At 60.6% G+C, this 16,010-nt stretch carries 14 protein-coding genes; 9 read left to right on the plus strand and 5 right to left on the minus strand.

Annotated features, from left to right (window positions below; translation table 11 throughout):
- Positions 1-175 precede the first annotated feature (175 nt).
- Together AEQ67_RS01025 and AEQ67_RS01030 are read right to left on the minus strand one after the other, a co-directional pair.
- Positions 176-1,825, minus strand: coding sequence for an acyl-CoA dehydrogenase family protein (locus tag AEQ67_RS01025; RefSeq protein WP_059402080.1), 1,650 nt, complete (start codon positions 1,823-1,825; stop codon positions 176-178).
- A gap of 74 nt (positions 1,826-1,899) precedes the next feature.
- Positions 1,900-4,284, minus strand: a complete 2,385-nt coding sequence (locus AEQ67_RS01030; protein ID WP_059402081.1) for a hybrid sensor histidine kinase/response regulator — start codon at positions 4,282-4,284, stop codon at positions 1,900-1,902.
- A 421-nt stretch (positions 4,285-4,705) separates the two neighbouring features.
- Between AEQ67_RS01030 and AEQ67_RS01035 the strand changes: the two genes are divergently transcribed.
- The 4 genes from AEQ67_RS01035 (at position 4,706) to AEQ67_RS01050 (ending at position 8,238) form a co-directional block, all read left to right on the plus strand.
- Positions 4,706-5,503, plus strand: coding sequence for a hydroxymethylpyrimidine/phosphomethylpyrimidine kinase (locus AEQ67_RS01035; protein ID WP_059402082.1), 798 nt, complete (start codon positions 4,706-4,708; stop codon positions 5,501-5,503).
- Between the two features lie 18 nt (positions 5,504-5,521).
- Positions 5,522-6,145 carry a thiamine phosphate synthase gene (gene thiE / locus AEQ67_RS01040; protein ID WP_059402083.1) on the plus strand — a complete coding sequence of 208 codons (624 nt, stop codon included), beginning with the start codon at positions 5,522-5,524 and terminating at the stop codon, positions 6,143-6,145.
- A 29-nt stretch (positions 6,146-6,174) separates the two neighbouring features.
- The gene (gene hemL / locus AEQ67_RS01045) at positions 6,175-7,458 is read left to right on the plus strand and encodes a glutamate-1-semialdehyde 2,1-aminomutase (RefSeq protein ID WP_059402084.1); all 1,284 of its coding nucleotides are present in this window, start codon (positions 6,175-6,177) and stop codon (positions 7,456-7,458) included.
- 225 nt (positions 7,459-7,683) lie between these two features.
- Positions 7,684-8,238, plus strand: a complete 555-nt coding sequence (locus AEQ67_RS01050) for a tetratricopeptide repeat protein (protein WP_059402085.1) — start codon at positions 7,684-7,686, stop codon at positions 8,236-8,238.
- A 105-nt stretch (positions 8,239-8,343) separates the two neighbouring features.
- Here AEQ67_RS01050 and AEQ67_RS01055 read toward each other — a convergent pair whose 3' ends face one another.
- Entirely contained in the window at positions 8,344-8,673 is a 330-nt protein-coding gene (locus AEQ67_RS01055; RefSeq protein WP_007894425.1) for a DUF1820 family protein, read from the minus strand.
- A gap of 135 nt (positions 8,674-8,808) precedes the next feature.
- Between AEQ67_RS01055 and miaB the strand changes: the two genes are divergently transcribed.
- The 5 genes from miaB to lnt all read left to right on the plus strand — a co-directional run bounded on the left by miaB (position 8,809) and on the right by lnt (position 14,491).
- The gene (miaB, locus tag AEQ67_RS01060) at positions 8,809-10,137 is read left to right on the plus strand and encodes a tRNA (N6-isopentenyl adenosine(37)-C2)-methylthiotransferase MiaB (RefSeq protein WP_030129525.1); all 1,329 of its coding nucleotides are present in this window, start codon (positions 8,809-8,811) and stop codon (positions 10,135-10,137) included.
- A gap of 205 nt (positions 10,138-10,342) precedes the next feature.
- Positions 10,343-11,359: a PhoH family protein gene (locus tag AEQ67_RS01065; RefSeq protein ID WP_046055581.1), complete on the plus strand. Its 1,017-nt coding sequence runs from the start codon at positions 10,343-10,345 to the stop codon at positions 11,357-11,359.
- On the plus strand, positions 11,352-11,846 hold the full coding sequence (ybeY, locus tag AEQ67_RS01070) for an rRNA maturation RNase YbeY (RefSeq protein WP_059402086.1): 495 nt from the start codon (positions 11,352-11,354) through the stop codon (positions 11,844-11,846). The genes AEQ67_RS01065 and ybeY overlap by 8 nt, the downstream gene beginning before the upstream one ends.
- A gap of 5 nt (positions 11,847-11,851) precedes the next feature.
- Entirely contained in the window at positions 11,852-12,691 is an 840-nt protein-coding gene (locus AEQ67_RS01075; protein WP_059402087.1) for an HlyC/CorC family transporter, read from the plus strand.
- A gap of 276 nt (positions 12,692-12,967) precedes the next feature.
- Positions 12,968-14,491, plus strand: coding sequence for an apolipoprotein N-acyltransferase (gene lnt, locus AEQ67_RS01080; RefSeq protein WP_152974785.1), 1,524 nt, complete (start codon positions 12,968-12,970; stop codon positions 14,489-14,491).
- A 129-nt stretch (positions 14,492-14,620) separates the two neighbouring features.
- On the opposite strand, the gene AEQ67_RS01085 is transcribed toward lnt, so the two are convergent.
- The gene (locus tag AEQ67_RS01085; RefSeq protein WP_059402089.1) at positions 14,621-15,382 is read right to left on the minus strand and encodes a YdcF family protein; all 762 of its coding nucleotides are present in this window, start codon (positions 15,380-15,382) and stop codon (positions 14,621-14,623) included.
- Positions 15,383-15,488: 106 nt separating this feature from the next.
- Positions 15,489-15,809 (minus strand): hypothetical protein, encoded by a 321-nt coding sequence (locus tag AEQ67_RS01090; protein ID WP_059402090.1) that lies wholly within the window; start codon positions 15,807-15,809, stop codon positions 15,489-15,491.
- Positions 15,810-16,010 lie beyond the last annotated feature (201 nt).

Consider the following 16,010-nt stretch of genomic DNA (forward strand, 5'->3'; position numbering starts at 1 on the left):
CGCTTCACGGGAACAGCGGCGTGTTGGTCATCCATCATATGTGAAGCAAAGATAATCCCTGTGGGAGCGGGCTTGCCCGCGATAGCGGTGTTTCAGACAACATGGCTGTTGAATGTTAAATCGCAATCGCGGGCAAGCCCGCTCCCACAGGGTTTGTGTGTTGGGTCAATGGTGGTCAGAAGCCCTGAGGGGTCGACCGCGCCACTATCGCTTCCACCTCCAACCCCCGCGGCAGCGCGCCATACACCCGCCCCGCCGAACCCAGACGACTGGCAATAAAGGCATCACTGACAGCAGAATTACCGGCCTCCAGCAACAGCCTGGCCTGCAGCCCCAGGGCGATGTCTTCGGTCAACTGCCGCGCGCGGTATTGAATGTCGCTGGTGTCCTTGAAGGCCGCCTGCAATTGACCGATGTGCGCGGCCAGGCGTTTGTCGCCATGGCCATCGCCCAGCTCGCTGAACAACACATCGAGCACGCCCGGCTCTTTCGACAAGGCCCGCAGCACATCAAGGCATTGCACGTTGCCGGAACCTTCCCACGTCGAATTGACCGGGGCCTCACGGTACAAACGCGGCAGGATGCTGTCTTCGACATAACCGGCACCGCCCATGCACTCGGCGGCTTCGTTGATCATTCCGGGGGCGCGCTTGCAGATCCAATACTTGCCCACCGCCGTCACCAGCCGGGCGAATTTCGCTTCATGGCTGTCATCCAGATGATCCAGCGCCTTGCCCATGCGCAGGCTCAAGGCCAGGGCCGCTTCGCTTTCTAGCGCCAGGTCGGCCAATACGTTCTGCATCAAGGGTTGTTCGCTGAGCAACTTGCCGCCGACCATCCTGTGCGCGCAGTGATGGCTGGCCTGGGTCAGGGCCTGGCGCATCAGCGAGCTGGAACCGACCATGCAATCGAAACGGGTCATGGCGACCATTTCGATGATAGTCGGAACACCCCGACCCTCTTCGCCGACCATCCACGCCAGTGCGCCACGGAATTCCACTTCGCTGGACGCGTTGGAGCAGTTGCCGAGTTTGTTTTTCAACCGCTGGATGTAGAACTGATTGCGCGTGTCGTCCGGACGATGGCGCGGCAGCAGGAAACAGGTCAAGCCCTTGTCCGTCTGGGCCAGGGTCAGGAATGCGTCGCACATCGGCGCCGAGCAGAACCACTTGTGGCCCACCAGTTCGTAAGCCTGGCCCGGACCGCTCGCGCCCACCGGATAGGCCTTGGTGGTGTTGGCCCGCACGTCGGTGCCGCCCTGTTTCTCGGTCATGGCCATGCCGATGGTGACCCCGGCCTTGTGGGCCATGCCGACGTTGCGCGGGTCGTATTCGGTGGCGAGGATTTTCGGCAGCCACTGCTCGGCCAGGTCCGCTTGCAGGCGCAGGGCCGGAACGCTGGCGAAGGTCATGGTTAGCGGGCAGCCGCTGCCGGCTTCCGCCTGGCTGTGCAGATACGTCATGGCGGCGCGGGCGACGTGGGCGCCGGACTGCGGATGCGCCCAGGGCAACGAGGTCAAACCGTGTTCGACCGCGGTGCGCATCAGCTCGTGATAAGCCGGGTGAAATTCCACCAGGTCGATGCGATGGCCGTAACGGTCATGGCTGCTGAACACCGGTTTGTTCTGATTGGCCAGGAACCCCGCGTCCATCAGCGGCCCGCCGGCCAGTGCGCCGTAAGCGTCGATCCGCGACTCGGCCCACCCGGCCCCGAAACGCCGCGACCACTCCTGCAAAGGCAAGTCGATGCGATACAGGTTGGTGCCGTCCAGCGACGGCGGCTGGTTGGTGACTTCGTGGGTTTCGGCGAACTGATGCAGGTTCATGACGGGGCTCCTTTGGTCAGCCAAGGGATTTCAGTTAAGCACTGCCCTTTGGCCGAACAAAGTGTCATATCTGCCTAACTGTCGGCGCTTTCGCCCTGTCTTGGACAGAGTACCCGTCGATACAACGCAGCCTGCAAATCTTCGAACTTCACCGGTTTACTCAGGTAATCGATCAAGGCACCAGTCAGGCAGCGTTCCCGCTCGACGCTCACGGCAATCACGAATACCGGCAGTTCGCTGCAACCCGGCAATGCACGGATCTGGCATGGAAAGGATACGCCGTCCAGCGTCGGCAACTGGCAATCCAGCAATACGGCGTCAAAGGTCTCACGCTGCAAATAGTCGAGCGCGGCATGGCCATTGTCGGCAGTGCGTACCCGGAACCCGAGCTTGAGCAACATGCCGCGCATCACCAGTTGATTGATGCTGTTGTCATCCACCAGCAGCACGGTGCAATCCTGTGGCAGCCGCAGGCGCGGGAAATCCCGGGCCATGAAGGGTGTTGGCACTCGCTCCACTACCGGTAACTCGAATTCGACGTCCAACTGAAAGCGGCTGCCGCGTCCGGGCTCGGAACGGTGCGTCAGGCGCCCACCGAGCAATTCGATCAGCTGCCGACAGATGGCCAGGCCGACGCCGAGACCGCCGTACTCGCGGGTCATCGAGCCATCGACCTGGAAGAACCGTTGATACATCGTCGCCTCCCCCAGATCGGTGAAACCGATGCCGGTGTCGATCACCGCAAAGGACAACGCCAGCCGGTCGGGCTCCACAGGTTTGCCCGTGACCCGCAGCGCCAACCCGCCGATTCGGGTGAACTTGATCGCGTTGTCCAGCAGGCACTCCAGGCATTGCGCCAACTTGGCGCTGTCGCCATTCAAGCGGTCAGGCAGCCCCTGCGTCACCTCGACTTTGAAATCCAGCGACTTGCTCAAGGCGTTGCCTTCGAACTGCACGCGCAAGGCCTCGACCACACCGCGCAAACTGAAAGTGGTCGCAGTTGCCTTGAGCTTGCCGGCCTGCAACTCGGTCAGGGTGAGGATGCCGTTGACCATGCGCATCATGTCGCGCGCCGAGCCCGCGGCCGTTTGCTGGTACTGCTCCAGTTCCGGGTCCATCTCGACGGTCTGCATCAGTTCCAGCGAACCGATCACCCCGTTCATGGGCGTGCGCAGTTCGTGGGTCAGGGTGGCGAGGAATTCGTCCTTGAGCTTGTTGCTGTGCGCCAGTTGCTGGTTGAGCACTTCAAGCTTCTGGCCGGCATCGAACAGCGTCTGCGCCTGCTGCTCGCGCATGGCGTTGATGCGGTCGGCCAGGGCCAGGGACAACAGCGCCACTTCGATCGCCGAACCGATCTGGCTGGAATACATGGTCAGGAACACGTTCGGCAGATAGCCCAGCACCATCATCGTGTTGACGATGCCGCCGAGCAAAAACGCCGACCAGGCAATGATGAAATACCGCGCCACCCGCAGACCGCGCAGCCAGGCGAGAATCCCCGCGGCAAAAATCACTACGGTGAACGTCAACGCCAAGGCCGTCGCCAGACGCAGGGCCAGGCCGTAACTGGTCATCAGCGATAACCCGACCACCAACGCGCCAAACGCAATCAACGCCTGCAGCAAGCGGTCGAGCCAACGGCTGTGCTCGGCTGTCTGCAAGAAGCTACGGGCGAACTGGCTGCCGAACAATCCCGCGCAACCGATGAAGAACGGCGTCGCGGCGTTGGCCCACCAAGGGTTGTCCGGCCAGAAATACTCCACAGCGGCGCCGTTGACCGACAGCTGATACAAACCGAACGAGGCGATGTAGAAGATGTAATAGAGGTAACTGGTGTCGCGCACGCTGAGGTAAATGAACAGGTTGTAGACCAGCATCCCCAGTAACACGCCATAGATCAGCCCCAGCACATAGAGGCGGATCGGCTGCTCTTCAAGATAAGCGGTACTCGACCACAACGTGACGGGCGCCTGGACCGACCCTTCGCTTTCCAGACGCAGGTACACGGTTTGCGTTTGGTCGGGGGTGAAATTCAGATCGAACAGGTAGTTGTTCTGACGGATCTCGCGACTCGCGAATGGCAAGGCATCACCGGTCTGCTGGACCAACTGATACACACCGGCCGCATCGGGCAAGTAGAGATCAAGGTGATCGAGGGGCGGATAGGCCAGTTCAAGCAACCAGGTGCGTTGCACGGCGGGATTGGTCGGGCGGTAATGCAGGTCGATTTTCAACCAGAACGCCGAGCGCGAATAACCGGCGTTGAGGGTGTCTTTATCGTGGGGCTTGAAGTTTCCGGCCGCGGCTTGTGCGCGCACGTCGGCGATGGTCGCCTGACCACCGGCGTCTTCGAACACTTGCAGGGTTCGGCCCAGGGGAAGGCTTTGAGTGAATTCATCGAATTCGACGGCGCTCGCCAGGAGGGGCAAGCACAACAGCAACATTAGCAAATAGCGCATTTAAGCCCCAGCGTGGCCTGTCCGGTTATCTCAGGAAGCCCCTCATTCCTTTTGAGTAGACGTAAAACCGGTATTACCTGTTATTGATTTGGATCCACTCTAGCATAGCCGTTGATGGCCTTTGAACACCATTGAAATTTTTCCTACAAAGGCTCTAGTACGGGCGTTCCAGCGCTGCGTATTGAGCTAGAGCTGTTTCCCCGATCCGACCTTAATAATGCATCGGCGGCTGACCACAATCCTGTAGCAGCTGGCGAAGCCTGCGTTCGGCTGCGCAGCAGTCGTAAATACTGAATCCTCGATTTACTTGAATCACCGCGGTGCCCGACTTAGCGACTGCTTCGCAGCCGAACGCAGGCTTCGCCAGCGGCTACAGGGTCCTTCATGACTCGTCGGTCGACTGGTGGTAAGCTCGCGCACCATGAATATCTACAGCTCTCGCCCCGTTGTCCTCTGTCTCTCCGGCCACGACCCAAGTGGTGGCGCCGGCTTGCAGGCAGATATCGAAGCCCTGCTCGCCCAGGGTTGTCATGCGGCTCCGGCCGTCACCGCCCTGACCGTGCAAGACACGGTCAATGTCACTGACTTCCGCGTCCTCGACCGTGAGTGGGTGTTGGCCCAGGCCAATGCCGTGCTCAACGACTCGACGGTAGCGGCGGTCAAACTGGGCATGCTCGGTTCCCTGGAAATGGTCGACACCGTCGTCGAACTGCTCCAGGCGCACCCGCATTTACCGATGGTCTGCGACCCGGTCCTGCGCGCCGGCGGCGGCGGACGACTGGGCAAGGACGAAGTCGGCTACGCCATGCGCGAACGCCTGCTGCCCCTGGCCATCATTGCCACCCCTAACCTTCCTGAAGCCCGCATCCTCGCCGAACTGCCCGAAGGCACCGCGGACGAGTGCGCTGAAAAACTCCTGCCATACGTCAAACACCTGCTGATCACCGGCGGTCATGGCGATGAACACGAAATCCACAATCGCTTGTACAGCCGTGACGGCAGCCGCCAGACCTTTACCTGCCAACGCCTGCCCGGCAGTTATCACGGTTCCGGTTGCACGCTGGCCAGCGCGCTGGCCGGCCGACTGGCCCCGGGCGAACACCCCGTCAGCGCCGTGAAGACCGCGCTTGACTACACTTGGCGCACCCTGCGAGATGCGGAGCAGCTGGGCAAAGGCCAATTTGTGCCACGCCGCTTGCCGCTGGATTTCTGTTCGTAACGCCATGAGGCTTGCCCGATGAAACTACGTGGCCTGTACGCCATTACCGACAGCCAATTACTGGCCGGTAAATTTCTTTCGTACGTGGAGGCGGCGCTGGAAGGCGGCGTCACCCTGCTGCAATACCGCGACAAGAGCAGCGACGAGGCCCGCCGCCTGCGTGAGGCCGAGGCCCTGCGTAATCTGTGTGAACGCTACAAGACCCAGCTGATTATCAACGACGATGCCGAACTGGCCGCGCGCCTGAACGTCGGCGTGCACCTGGGCCAGACCGATGGACCGCTGACCCCGGCCCGCGCGCTGCTCGGTCGCCAGGCGATCATCGGTTCGACCTGCCACGCACAACTCGAACTCGCCGAGCAAGCCGCCAAGGAAGGCGCCAGTTATGTCGCCTTCGGCCGCTTTTTCAATTCCAGCACCAAGCCCGGCGCCCCGACGTGCAGCCTCGAACTGCTCGATCAGGCCCGCAGCAAACTGCACCTGCCGATCTGCGCGATCGGCGGCATCACCCTGGACAACGCCGCCCCGCTGGTGGCCCACGGGGTCGATCTGCTGGCGGTGGTCCATGGCCTGTTTGGCGCCGACAGCACGGCTGAAGTGACACGCCGCGCCCGCGCCTTTAACGAACTGCTACGTAAATAAATAGCCAAGTCTGATTTGAGAGCCCGATCATGTCTCGTTCCGAAACCCTGTTTGCCAATGCCCAGAAACACATTCCCGGTGGCGTGAACTCGCCTGTTCGCGCCTTCAAAAGCGTTGGCGGCACGCCGTTGTTCTTCAAACACGCTGAAGGCGCCTACGTCACCGACGAAGACAACAAACGTTATGTCGATTACGTCGGTTCCTGGGGCCCGATGATTCTCGGTCACAGCCATCCGGACGTGCTGGACGCTGTGCGTAAACAACTGGACCACGGCCTGTCCTACGGCGCGCCGACCGAGATGGAAACCCAGATGGCTGATCTGGGCTGCTCGATCGTGCCGTCGATGGAAATGGTGCGCATGGTCAGCTCCGGCACCGAAGCGACCATGAGCGCGATTCGCCTGGCCCGTGGTTTCACCGGCCGCGACAGCATCATCAAGTTCGAAGGCTGCTACCACGGACACTCCGACAGCCTGCTGGTCAAGGCCGGTTCCGGCGCCCTGACCCAAGGCGTGCCAAGCTCGGCCGGTGTGCCGGCAGACTTTGCCAAACACACCCTGACCCTGCCGTTCAACGACATCGACGCGGTTGAAACCATGCTCGCCGACGTCGGCCAGGACGTGGCCTGCATCATCGTCGAACCCGTGGCCGGCAACATGAACTGCGTGCCACCGGCACCCGGCTTCCTCGAAGGCCTGCGGACCCTGTGCGACAAGCACGGCGTGGTGCTGATTTTCGACGAAGTGATGACCGGTTTCCGTGTCGCCCTCGGCGGCGCACAAGCCCACTACGGCGTGACGCCGGACCTGAGCACCTTCGGCAAGATCATCGGTGGCGGCATGCCGGTCGGCTGCTTCGGCGGCAAGCGCGAAATCATGTCGCACATCGCGCCACTGGGCCCGGTCTACCAGGCGGGCACGTTGTCGGGTAACCCGCTGGCGATGGCTGCCGGCCTGACCACCTTGCGCCTTATCAGCCGTCCGGGTTTCCACGCTGAGCTGACCGACTACACCAGCCGCCTGCTCGACGGCCTGCAACAACGCGCCGATGCCGCCGGCATTCCGTTCGTGACCACGCAGGCCGGCGGCATGTTCGGTCTGTACTTCAGCGGCGCCGACGACATCGTGACTTTCGATGACGTGATGGGCAGCGACGCGAACCTGTTCAAGCGCTTCTTCCACCTGATGCTGGAAGGTGGCGTGTACCTGGCACCGAGCGCATTCGAAGCCGGTTTTACCTCGATCGCCCACGGCGACACCGAGCTGAAACTGACCCTGGATGCCGCCGAACGCGCATTTGCTGCGTTGAAGTAACGCTGTTGCGCTGACGCTGGCGATTGCCAGCGTCAGCTTTCACCTACATTCCCGCCTCTTTTCCTACGCTTCTGCCAGCAATCAGCCGCAAAGTGGGCGATATATTCCCCGCGCAGCAGAAAAACGAGTAAAGACTTTGTAAGGTTGGCCCTGCTTATTTCATAATGCGCGCTTATTGGATCCCCTCGATGGGTCCGCGCGCCCTTCAGAGGTAAGTCGATTCCCATGAACCGCACCGGCCGCGCCCTTGCACTGGGCTGCCTGTTGCTCCTTCAGCCCCTGCTCGCGCTCGCACAAGCAGGCGGCAACTCGTTGTTAATCCCAGCGATGGGTCGTTGCACCCTCAATACTCAGCCGCAAGACCTGGCTCAGGCACTCGCTGCCTGCCAGAAAGCGTCGGATGAAGGGGATGCGCAAGCGCAATACGAGTTGGGTGAGTTCTACTACGACGGCAATAACACCCCGCGCGACCTCAAGAAAGCCCTGGACTACTTCGAAAAAGCCTCGCTGCAAGGCCACGCCCAGGCGCAATTCAAACTCGGCACCATGTTTTTCCACGGCGAAGGCGTGCCGGCCAATAACGTTCAGGCGTATATCGTGCTGAAAATGGCGGCGGTCAATGGCGCGGAAGATGCGCTGGACACGGCTGACGAAGTCGCCGAGAAGATGCCACGCGAAGAACTTGAGGTGGCGACTCAGGTGCTGGGGCAGATATTCCGCAAGTACCTGATGGAATTGCAAAGCGCCGATGGGCGTACGCCTTTTTCGCCACTTCCCTGAATCTGCGTTGTTCTGATTGGCCCCTTCGCTGGCAAGCCAGCTCCTACACGCGATCTCCTGTAGGAGCTGGCTCGCCAGCGAATGGGGGCGACTCGTTCTTGAGCCTTACTTCTCAGGCATCGGCATCGGAAACGGCATGACATTGCCGACCGCGCCGCGGGCTTCGCTGATTTTCGGTGTGCCGAGACGCTCGACCTCGTCGATGCGCACGATCGAATGCATCGGCACAAAACTGCGCACAACGCCTTCGAACTGAGCCTTGAGCTTCTCTTCGCTCGGATCGACGACCACTTGCGTGCGCTCGCCAAAGACGAACTCTTCCACTTCCAGGAAGCCCCACAGATCACTTTGATAGATCTGCTTGGCATACATTTCGTATACCTGGCCCTGGTTGAGGAAAATCACCTTGTAGATTGGAGCTTCACGTTTGGTCATGGTGGGCGAGCAACACATCGGGGGATAAAAATGAGGGCGCGAACTATAGCATAGCCGCCGGACGCACAGCGGTAGGAACCTGGGAACATGTTCCCTATAATGCGCGGTTCTTTGAATCACGTGATGACTCTATCCATGGCCAAGAAGCTTTACATCGAAACCCACGGTTGCCAGATGAACGAGTACGACAGCTCGCGCATGGTCGATCTGCTGGGTGAACACCAGGCCCTGGAAGTTACCGCTCGCGCTGAAGACGCCGACGTGATCCTGCTCAACACCTGCTCCATCCGCGAACGCGCCCAGGACCGGGTGTATTCCCAGCTCGGCCGCTGGCGTGAACTGAAACTGGCCAACCCGGACATGGTGATCGCCGTCGGTGGTTGCGTGGCCAGCCAGGAAGGCGCGGCCATCCGCGATCGCGCGCCGTACGTCGATGTGGTGTTCGGCCCGCAGACCCTGCACCGCCTGCCGGAAATGATCGACGCCGCACGCCTGACCAAGCTGCCGCAGGTCGACGTCTCATTCCCGGAAATCGAAAAATTCGACCATTTGCCCGAACCGCGCATCGACGGCCCGAGCGCCTACGTCTCGGTCATGGAAGGCTGCAGCAAGTACTGCACCTTCTGCGTGGTGCCGTACACCCGCGGTGAAGAAGTCAGCCGGCCATTCGACGACGTGATCGCCGAGATCATCCACCTGGCCGAAAACGGCGTGCGCGAAGTGACCCTGCTGGGGCAGAACGTCAATGGCTATCGCGGAACCACGCATGATGGACGCCTGGCAGATCTCGCCGAGCTGATTCGCGTCGTGGCCGCCGTCGATGGCATCGACCGCATTCGCTACACCACCTCGCACCCGCTGGAGTTCTCGGACAGCCTGATCCAGGCCCACGCCGACGTGCCGGAACTGGTGAAACACCTGCACTTGCCGGTGCAATCGGGTTCGGACCGGATCCTCGCAGCCATGAAGCGCAACCACACGGCGCTGGAATACAAATCCAAATTGCGCAAGTTGCGGGCGGCGGTGCCGGGGATTTGCATCAGTTCGGACTTCATCGTCGGCTTTCCGGGTGAGACCGAAAAAGACTTCGAACAGACCATGAAGCTGATCGAAGACGTCGGCTTCGACTTCTCTTACTCGTTCGTCTATAGCCAACGCCCGGGCACTCCGGCTGCCGATTTGGCCGACGAGACACCGGAAGCGCTGAAAAAAGAACGTTTGAACGCCCTGCAACATCGCCTGAACCAGCAAGGTTTCGAAATCAGCCGACAAATGGTCGGCTCGATCCAGCGAATCCTGGTGACCGATTATTCGAAAAAAGACCCCGGCGAGCTGCAAGGCCGGACCGAGAATAACCGCATCGTCAACTTCCGCTGCGACAACCCAACCCTGATCGGGCAGTTCGCCGACGTGCACATCGATGCCGCGCAGCCGCATTCGTTGCGGGGCTCGCTGATCCAGTAGCACCACAAATCCCTGTGGGAGCCGGGCTTGCCCGCGATGGCCACGACACGGTTTGCCTGACACACCGTGTAATCGTTCATCGCGGGCAAGCCCGGCTCCCACAGGGACGGTGTGCGACGTTGCGATATTTAAGAGCTTTCGCACCCGAGCCGCTGGCGTTATCCTTGATTTCATCTTAATTGCCCCAGGGCGGCTAAATACGACCTTGAACGCACCCATAGAACCACATCGTTTTATCCTCGAGCCCTTTGAAGCTCGGCGCTTCGCCAATCTGTGCGGGCAATTCGACGAGCATTTGCGCTTGATCGAACAGCGCCTGACCATCGAGATCCGCAACCGCGGAAACCAGTTCGAATTGATCGGCGAGCCCAAACACACCACCTCCGCGGAAAACCTCCTGCGCCGCCTGTATCGGGAAACCAAAGGTACTGAGCTGTCGCCGGACATGGTTCACCTGTTCCTGCAGGAATCGGCCGTCGAAGAGCTGGACAACGTCTCCCCGTCCGAACCCTCCGTCGCCCTGCGCACCAAAAAAGGCATGATTCGCCCTCGCGGCTTGAATCAGCTGCGCTACGTGAAGGAAATCCTCGGTAACGACATCAATTTCGGCATCGGTCCGGCCGGGACCGGCAAGACCTATCTGGCCGTTGCCTGCGCGGTAGACGCGCTGGAACGCGAGCAGATTCGCCGTATCCTGCTGGTCCGCCCGGCGGTTGAAGCGGGCGAAAAACTCGGCTTCCTGCCCGGCGACCTGTCCCAGAAGATCGACCCGTATCTGCGTCCGCTCTACGACGCACTCTACGAAATGCTCGGCTTCGAATACGTGGCCAAGCTGATCGAGCGCCAGGTTATTGAAGTCGCGCCGCTGGCCTACATGCGCGGTCGCACGCTGAACAACAGCTTCATCATCCTCGACGAAAGCCAGAACACCACCGTCGAGCAAATGAAAATGTTCCTGACCCGGATCGGCTTCGGCTCCACGGCGGTCATCACCGGTGATATCACCCAGGTCGACCTGCCGAAAGGCACCAAGTCCGGGCTGCACCATGTGATCGAAGTGCTCAAAGACGTGCCGGGTATCAGCTTCACCCATTTCATGCCCAAGGACGTTGTGCGCCATCCACTGGTGCAGCGCATTGTCGAGGCCTATGAGCGCTTCGAGAATCGCGTGGCCGACGAGCCGGCGAAGTTCTCTTCCAAGGACAATCGCCACGATGCTTGAGCTTGATCTGCAACTGGCTACCCAAGCGCCTGCCCCAAGCGAAGCCGAGTTCCGCCAATGGTGCGAACTGGCTCTGCGCCAGCGCACGGCTGATTCCGAAATGACCATTCGCCTGGTCGATGAAGAAGAAGCGCGCGAACTGAATCACACCTGGCGGCAAAAGGATTACGCCACTAACGTCTTATCGTTCCCTGCCGATGTGCCTGACGAGTTTCTCGACATCCCGCTGCTGGGCGATCTGGTGATCTGCGTCGCGGTGGTCGAGCGCGAAGCCGCCGAACAAGGCAAGGAACTGAAGGCCCACTGGGCGCATCTGGTCATTCACGGCTGCTTGCATCTGCTTGGTTACGACCATATAGATGACGAGGAAGCCGAAGAAATGGAAGCACTGGAACGAACGTTGCTTGCCGAGTTGGGTCATCGAGACCCGTATGCAGACGACGAAACTGACACACCCCCAATCGTAACAACAAAGGATTCAGAGTAATCGCTATGAGCGAAGATCGATCGAGCAACGGGCAAAAGTCTTGGCTGGGTAAGCTCACCCAGGCTTTTGCCCACGAGCCGAAGAACCGCCAGGAGCTGCTGGAGCTGCTGCGCGATGCGCACCAAAACAAACTGCTGGACAGCGAAGCGCTGGCCATCGTCGAAGGCGCCATCCAGGTTGCGGACCTGCAAGTACGGGACATCATGGTCCCGCGCTCGCAGATGATCAGCATCAAGGCGACCCAGACACCCCGCGAGTTCCTGCCTGCCGTGGTCGACTCGGCCCACTCCCGTTACCCGGTGATCGGCGAAAGCCACGATGACGTGATGGGCGTGTTGCTGGCCAAGGACTTGCTGCCGTTGATCCTCAGGGAGAACGGCGACAGCTTCAACATCAAGGACCTGCTGCGCCCGGCCACCTTCGTGCCGGAGTCCAAGCGCCTGAATGTGTTGCTGCGCGAGTTCCGCGCCAACCACAACCACATGGCCATCGTCATTGACGAATACGGCGGCGTGGCGGGCCTGGTGACCATCGAAGACGTGCTGGAACAGATCGTCGGCGACATCGAAGACGAACACGACGTCGAAGAAGACAGCTACATCAAGCCACTGCCCAGCGGTGACTTCCTGATCAAGGCGCTGACGCCGATCGAGAACTTCAACGAGTTCTTCGACAGCCAATTTTCCGACGACGAATTCGATACGGTTGGCGGTCTGGTGATGAGCGCGTTCGGGCACTTGCCAAAACGCAACGAAATCACTGAAATCGGCCCTTATCGCTTCCGCATCCTGAACGCCGACAGCCGTCGGATTCACTTGCTGCGCCTGACACCTATTGCCCGGTAATTCTAAGGATTGGGGTGTGTCATCAGCTATTTCCTGTATCGCGTTGCGCCTGAAAGCGGGCCAGGCAAGGCGCAGTCCGTAGGGAATGGCATTCCCTTTCCAAGGACTGCAACGCAGCATGGCCCGCTTTCAGGCGCAACCCGAAGGGCCGGGCCTGCTGTTACGCAGGGCTGCGTTACTCGTCGCTCATTTGAAAAACCAAACCACACTCCTCGCGCCTTGCCCTGCGTAACAGCAGACCCGGCGCGATACAGGAAATAGCTGATGACACACCCCTTGCATCGTATGACCCGCCCCGGCTGGCCCGGTAACCTGCTGGCCGTGGCGGCCGGTGCACTCACCACCCTGGCCCTGGCGCCGTTCGATATCTGGCCGTTGGCGTTGCTGGCGGTCGGTTTCTTCTATGCCGGTTTGCGCGAACTCAATCCCCGTCAGGCCCTGGGCCGTGGCTGGTGTTTCGGTTTCGGCCTGTTTGGCGCCGGCACCAGCTGGATCTACTACAGCATTCACCACTTCGGCGGCGCTTCGGTGCTGCTGGCCGGTTTCCTGATGCTGATCTTCACGGCGGCGATTGCCTGGTTCTTCGCCCTGCCCGCCTGGATCTGGGCGCGCTGGCTGCGCCGTAACGAGGCGCCGCTGGCCGATGCCTTGGCGTTTGCCGCGTTGTGGGTCGGCCAGGAAGCCTTTCGTGGTTGGTTCCTGACCGGCTTCCCGTGGCTCTATTCCGGTTACAGCCAACTCAACGGCCCATTGGCCGGGCTCGCGCCGCTCGGCGGGATGTGGCTGATTTCCTTTACCCTGGCCCTGACGGCCGCGCTGATCTACAACGCTATGCGCCTGGTGCGTACGGGCCGCAAAGGCTTCATCGCCGCTGGCGTGCTGCTGTTGGTCGGCCCTTGGGTGGCCGGCATGGCGCTCAAGGAGCATGCCTGGACCAGCCCGGCGGGTGCGCCACTGAGCGTCGCGGCGATTCAGGGCAATATCGAACAGAGCATGAAGTGGGACCCGGCACAGCTCAACGCACAGCTGGCGCTGTACCGCGACATGAGTTTCAGCTCCAAACCCGTCGACCTGTTGATCTGGCCGGAAACCGCCATCCCGGTGCTCAAGGAGTCCGCCGAGGGCTACCTGAACATGATGGGGAATTTCGCTGCCGAGCGTAAATCCGCGTTGATTACCGGCGTACCGATTCGCGAGGAAGTCCGCCACGAAAAGCGCTTCTTCAATGGCATTACCGTGGTCGGTGAAGGCGACGGCACGTACCTCAAGCAGAAGCTGGTGCCGTTTGGCGAGTACGTGCCGTTGCAGGACTTGCTGCGCGGCCTGATTGCCTTCTTCGACCTGCCGATGTCGGACTTTGCCCGTGGCCCGGCCGATCAACCGATGTTGCAGGCCAAGGGTTATCAGATCGCGCCGTTCATCTGCTATGAAGTGGTTTATCCGGAATTCGCCGCCAGCCTCGCCGCTCGTAGCGATCTGCTGCTGACCATCAGCAACGACACCTGGTTCGGCACCTCCATCGGCCCGTTGCAACATTTGCAGATGGCACAGATGCGCGCGCTTGAAGCCGGTCGCTGGATGATCCGCGCCACCAACAACGGCGTAACTGGCCTGATCAACCCGTTCGGCCAGATCACGGTGCAGATCCCGCAATTCGAACGCGGCATCCTGTACGGCGAAGTGGTGCCGATGCACAACCTGACGCCTTACCTGCAATGGCGCTCGTGGCCGCTGATCATCGTGTGTGTGCTGTTGTTTGGCTGGGCGCTGATAGCTAGCCGGATGGCCAAGACCGTTTAATGCGAGCTCTGTAGGAGCGAGCTCGCTCGCGATGGACATGAACGATGACGCGTGTTGTCTGGATACACGCGTTGCCTGCCTGTTTTTCGCGAGCAAGCTCGCTCCTACAGGGAACGCGTAAATGTTGGGTTATCGGTAAAACAACGAATACCCGACCTGCCCCACCGCCTCGTTCATCAATTGCCCGCTCTGCCAGATCGACTTGAATTCCGGCAACCAGCCACCCAGTGGCCGGGCGTTGTCCACGCCCAAGAACCCCACCGGCGCCGGCACCACCTCAAACCCGGCCTTCTGGAAACTCCACACCGCGCGCGGCATGTGCCAAGCGTGGGTCACGAGCACCACGCGCTTGATCCCTTGTGGCAACAACACCTCGGCGCTGAACTGGGCGTTTTCCCAGGTCGTGCGGCTACGCCCTTCCTGCCAACGCACGGTCACGCCGAAATCATCGAGCAAAGAGTCCGCCATCAACTTGGCTTCGGTCGGCGGCGTGCCGTAATGCAGCCCGCCACTGGTCAAAATCGGCAGGCCGGACGCCTTGGCCAATCGCGCCGCATAACGCTGGCGCTCCAGGCCCACGCCGGTCGGCTGGTCTTCGCCCCAGGCCAGGTCACCACGCTCGCGCCCCGAACCCAGCACCACAATTGCGTCAGCACGCCGGGCCAGCGTTGCCCATTCGTCGCGAGCCAGCGGCGGTTCACGCTCAAGGAGTTCGGCACTCCACTGCACCACCACCGGCAGGCTCATCAGCCAGAAGCCGCCCGCGCCCAAGACAAAGCACAGGCTGGCAAGTCGCGGTCTTGAGCGGCGTAACCACCAGGCAAGCACCAGCAACAGCAAAAGAATGCCGGGTGGCAGCAGAAGTTGTTTAACGAAATAGCGAAAAGGCATCGAGCATCTCCAGAGATGCCCGAAGCCTAAGTGGGTTGACGCAATGCGACAACAGATGCGGAAGGGCTATGCTTGAAAAAACCATAGGTCATGGCTCCAAGCGCCCTTACTTGAATTGCAGAGACCGGACCTTTACCGCGTCTCTGCCGGGAGTCTTGTCCTTGAGCCAGATGATCTTGGCCGAACGTGGTGCGTCGAGTTGCTTCACTGCTTCTGACAAGCATCCGTGTGTCTCACGTTCACTGCGATCGAGATACGCCTTGACCAGTGCAAACTCTGCGGGGCTCAAGCCACGCAATTCCAGTTCCAGCGGACGTTCGTCGCGTAACCGGCCAGCGGTTTTTGCCGCGTCCAGGGCTATTCCCAGACGATCGATCAGTCTTTCGTAAAGCTCCGGTTTTGTAACTTTTTGCCGTGACTCAACCATCCCTCACCTCATTGAAGATAAGACTTACTCCCCATTTAGAGCTTAGCTTCCATCAACAAACCGGCTGAGTGCTGCGACCAACGGCCCTCGCAGCGGGTTTCGGGTGACCTGCGGCAGTAATCAGGGTTTCCCTCGGTAGAGCGCGGTCATGTATGCTACGGCGCTTCCTGTAACTCCACTTCCAGCTCGTCTGGACACCGA

The organism is Pseudomonas sp. RIT-PI-q (assembly GCF_001297125.1).
GTDB lineage: Bacteria > Pseudomonadota > Gammaproteobacteria > Pseudomonadales > Pseudomonadaceae > Aquipseudomonas.

What these genes read in the sequence shown, in the direction of transcription:
- AEQ67_RS01090 (WP_059402090.1), bottom strand. Translation starts at nt 15,809, where the DNA reads ATGGTTGAGTCACGGCAAAAAGTTACAAAACCGGAGCTTTACGAAAGA.
- ybeY (WP_059402086.1), top strand. Translation starts at nt 11,352, where the DNA reads ATGCTTGAGCTTGATCTGCAACTGGCTACCCAAGCGCCTGCCCCAAGC.
- thiE (WP_059402083.1), top strand. Translation starts at nt 5,522, where the DNA reads ATGAAACTACGTGGCCTGTACGCCATTACCGACAGCCAATTACTGGCC.
- AEQ67_RS01050 (WP_059402085.1), top strand. Translation starts at nt 7,684, where the DNA reads ATGAACCGCACCGGCCGCGCCCTTGCACTGGGCTGCCTGTTGCTCCTT.
- AEQ67_RS01030 (WP_059402081.1), bottom strand. Translation starts at nt 4,284, where the DNA reads ATGCGCTATTTGCTAATGTTGCTGTTGTGCTTGCCCCTCCTGGCGAGC.
- AEQ67_RS01055 (WP_007894425.1), bottom strand. Translation starts at nt 8,673, where the DNA reads ATGACCAAACGTGAAGCTCCAATCTACAAGGTGATTTTCCTCAACCAG.
- miaB (WP_030129525.1), top strand. Translation starts at nt 8,809, where the DNA reads ATGGCCAAGAAGCTTTACATCGAAACCCACGGTTGCCAGATGAACGAG.
- AEQ67_RS01025 (WP_059402080.1), bottom strand. Translation starts at nt 1,825, where the DNA reads ATGAACCTGCATCAGTTCGCCGAAACCCACGAAGTCACCAACCAGCCG.
- AEQ67_RS01035 (WP_059402082.1), top strand. Translation starts at nt 4,706, where the DNA reads ATGAATATCTACAGCTCTCGCCCCGTTGTCCTCTGTCTCTCCGGCCAC.
- hemL (WP_059402084.1), top strand. Translation starts at nt 6,175, where the DNA reads ATGTCTCGTTCCGAAACCCTGTTTGCCAATGCCCAGAAACACATTCCC.
- AEQ67_RS01075 (WP_059402087.1), top strand. Translation starts at nt 11,852, where the DNA reads ATGAGCGAAGATCGATCGAGCAACGGGCAAAAGTCTTGGCTGGGTAAG.
- AEQ67_RS01085 (WP_059402089.1), bottom strand. Translation starts at nt 15,382, where the DNA reads ATGCCTTTTCGCTATTTCGTTAAACAACTTCTGCTGCCACCCGGCATT.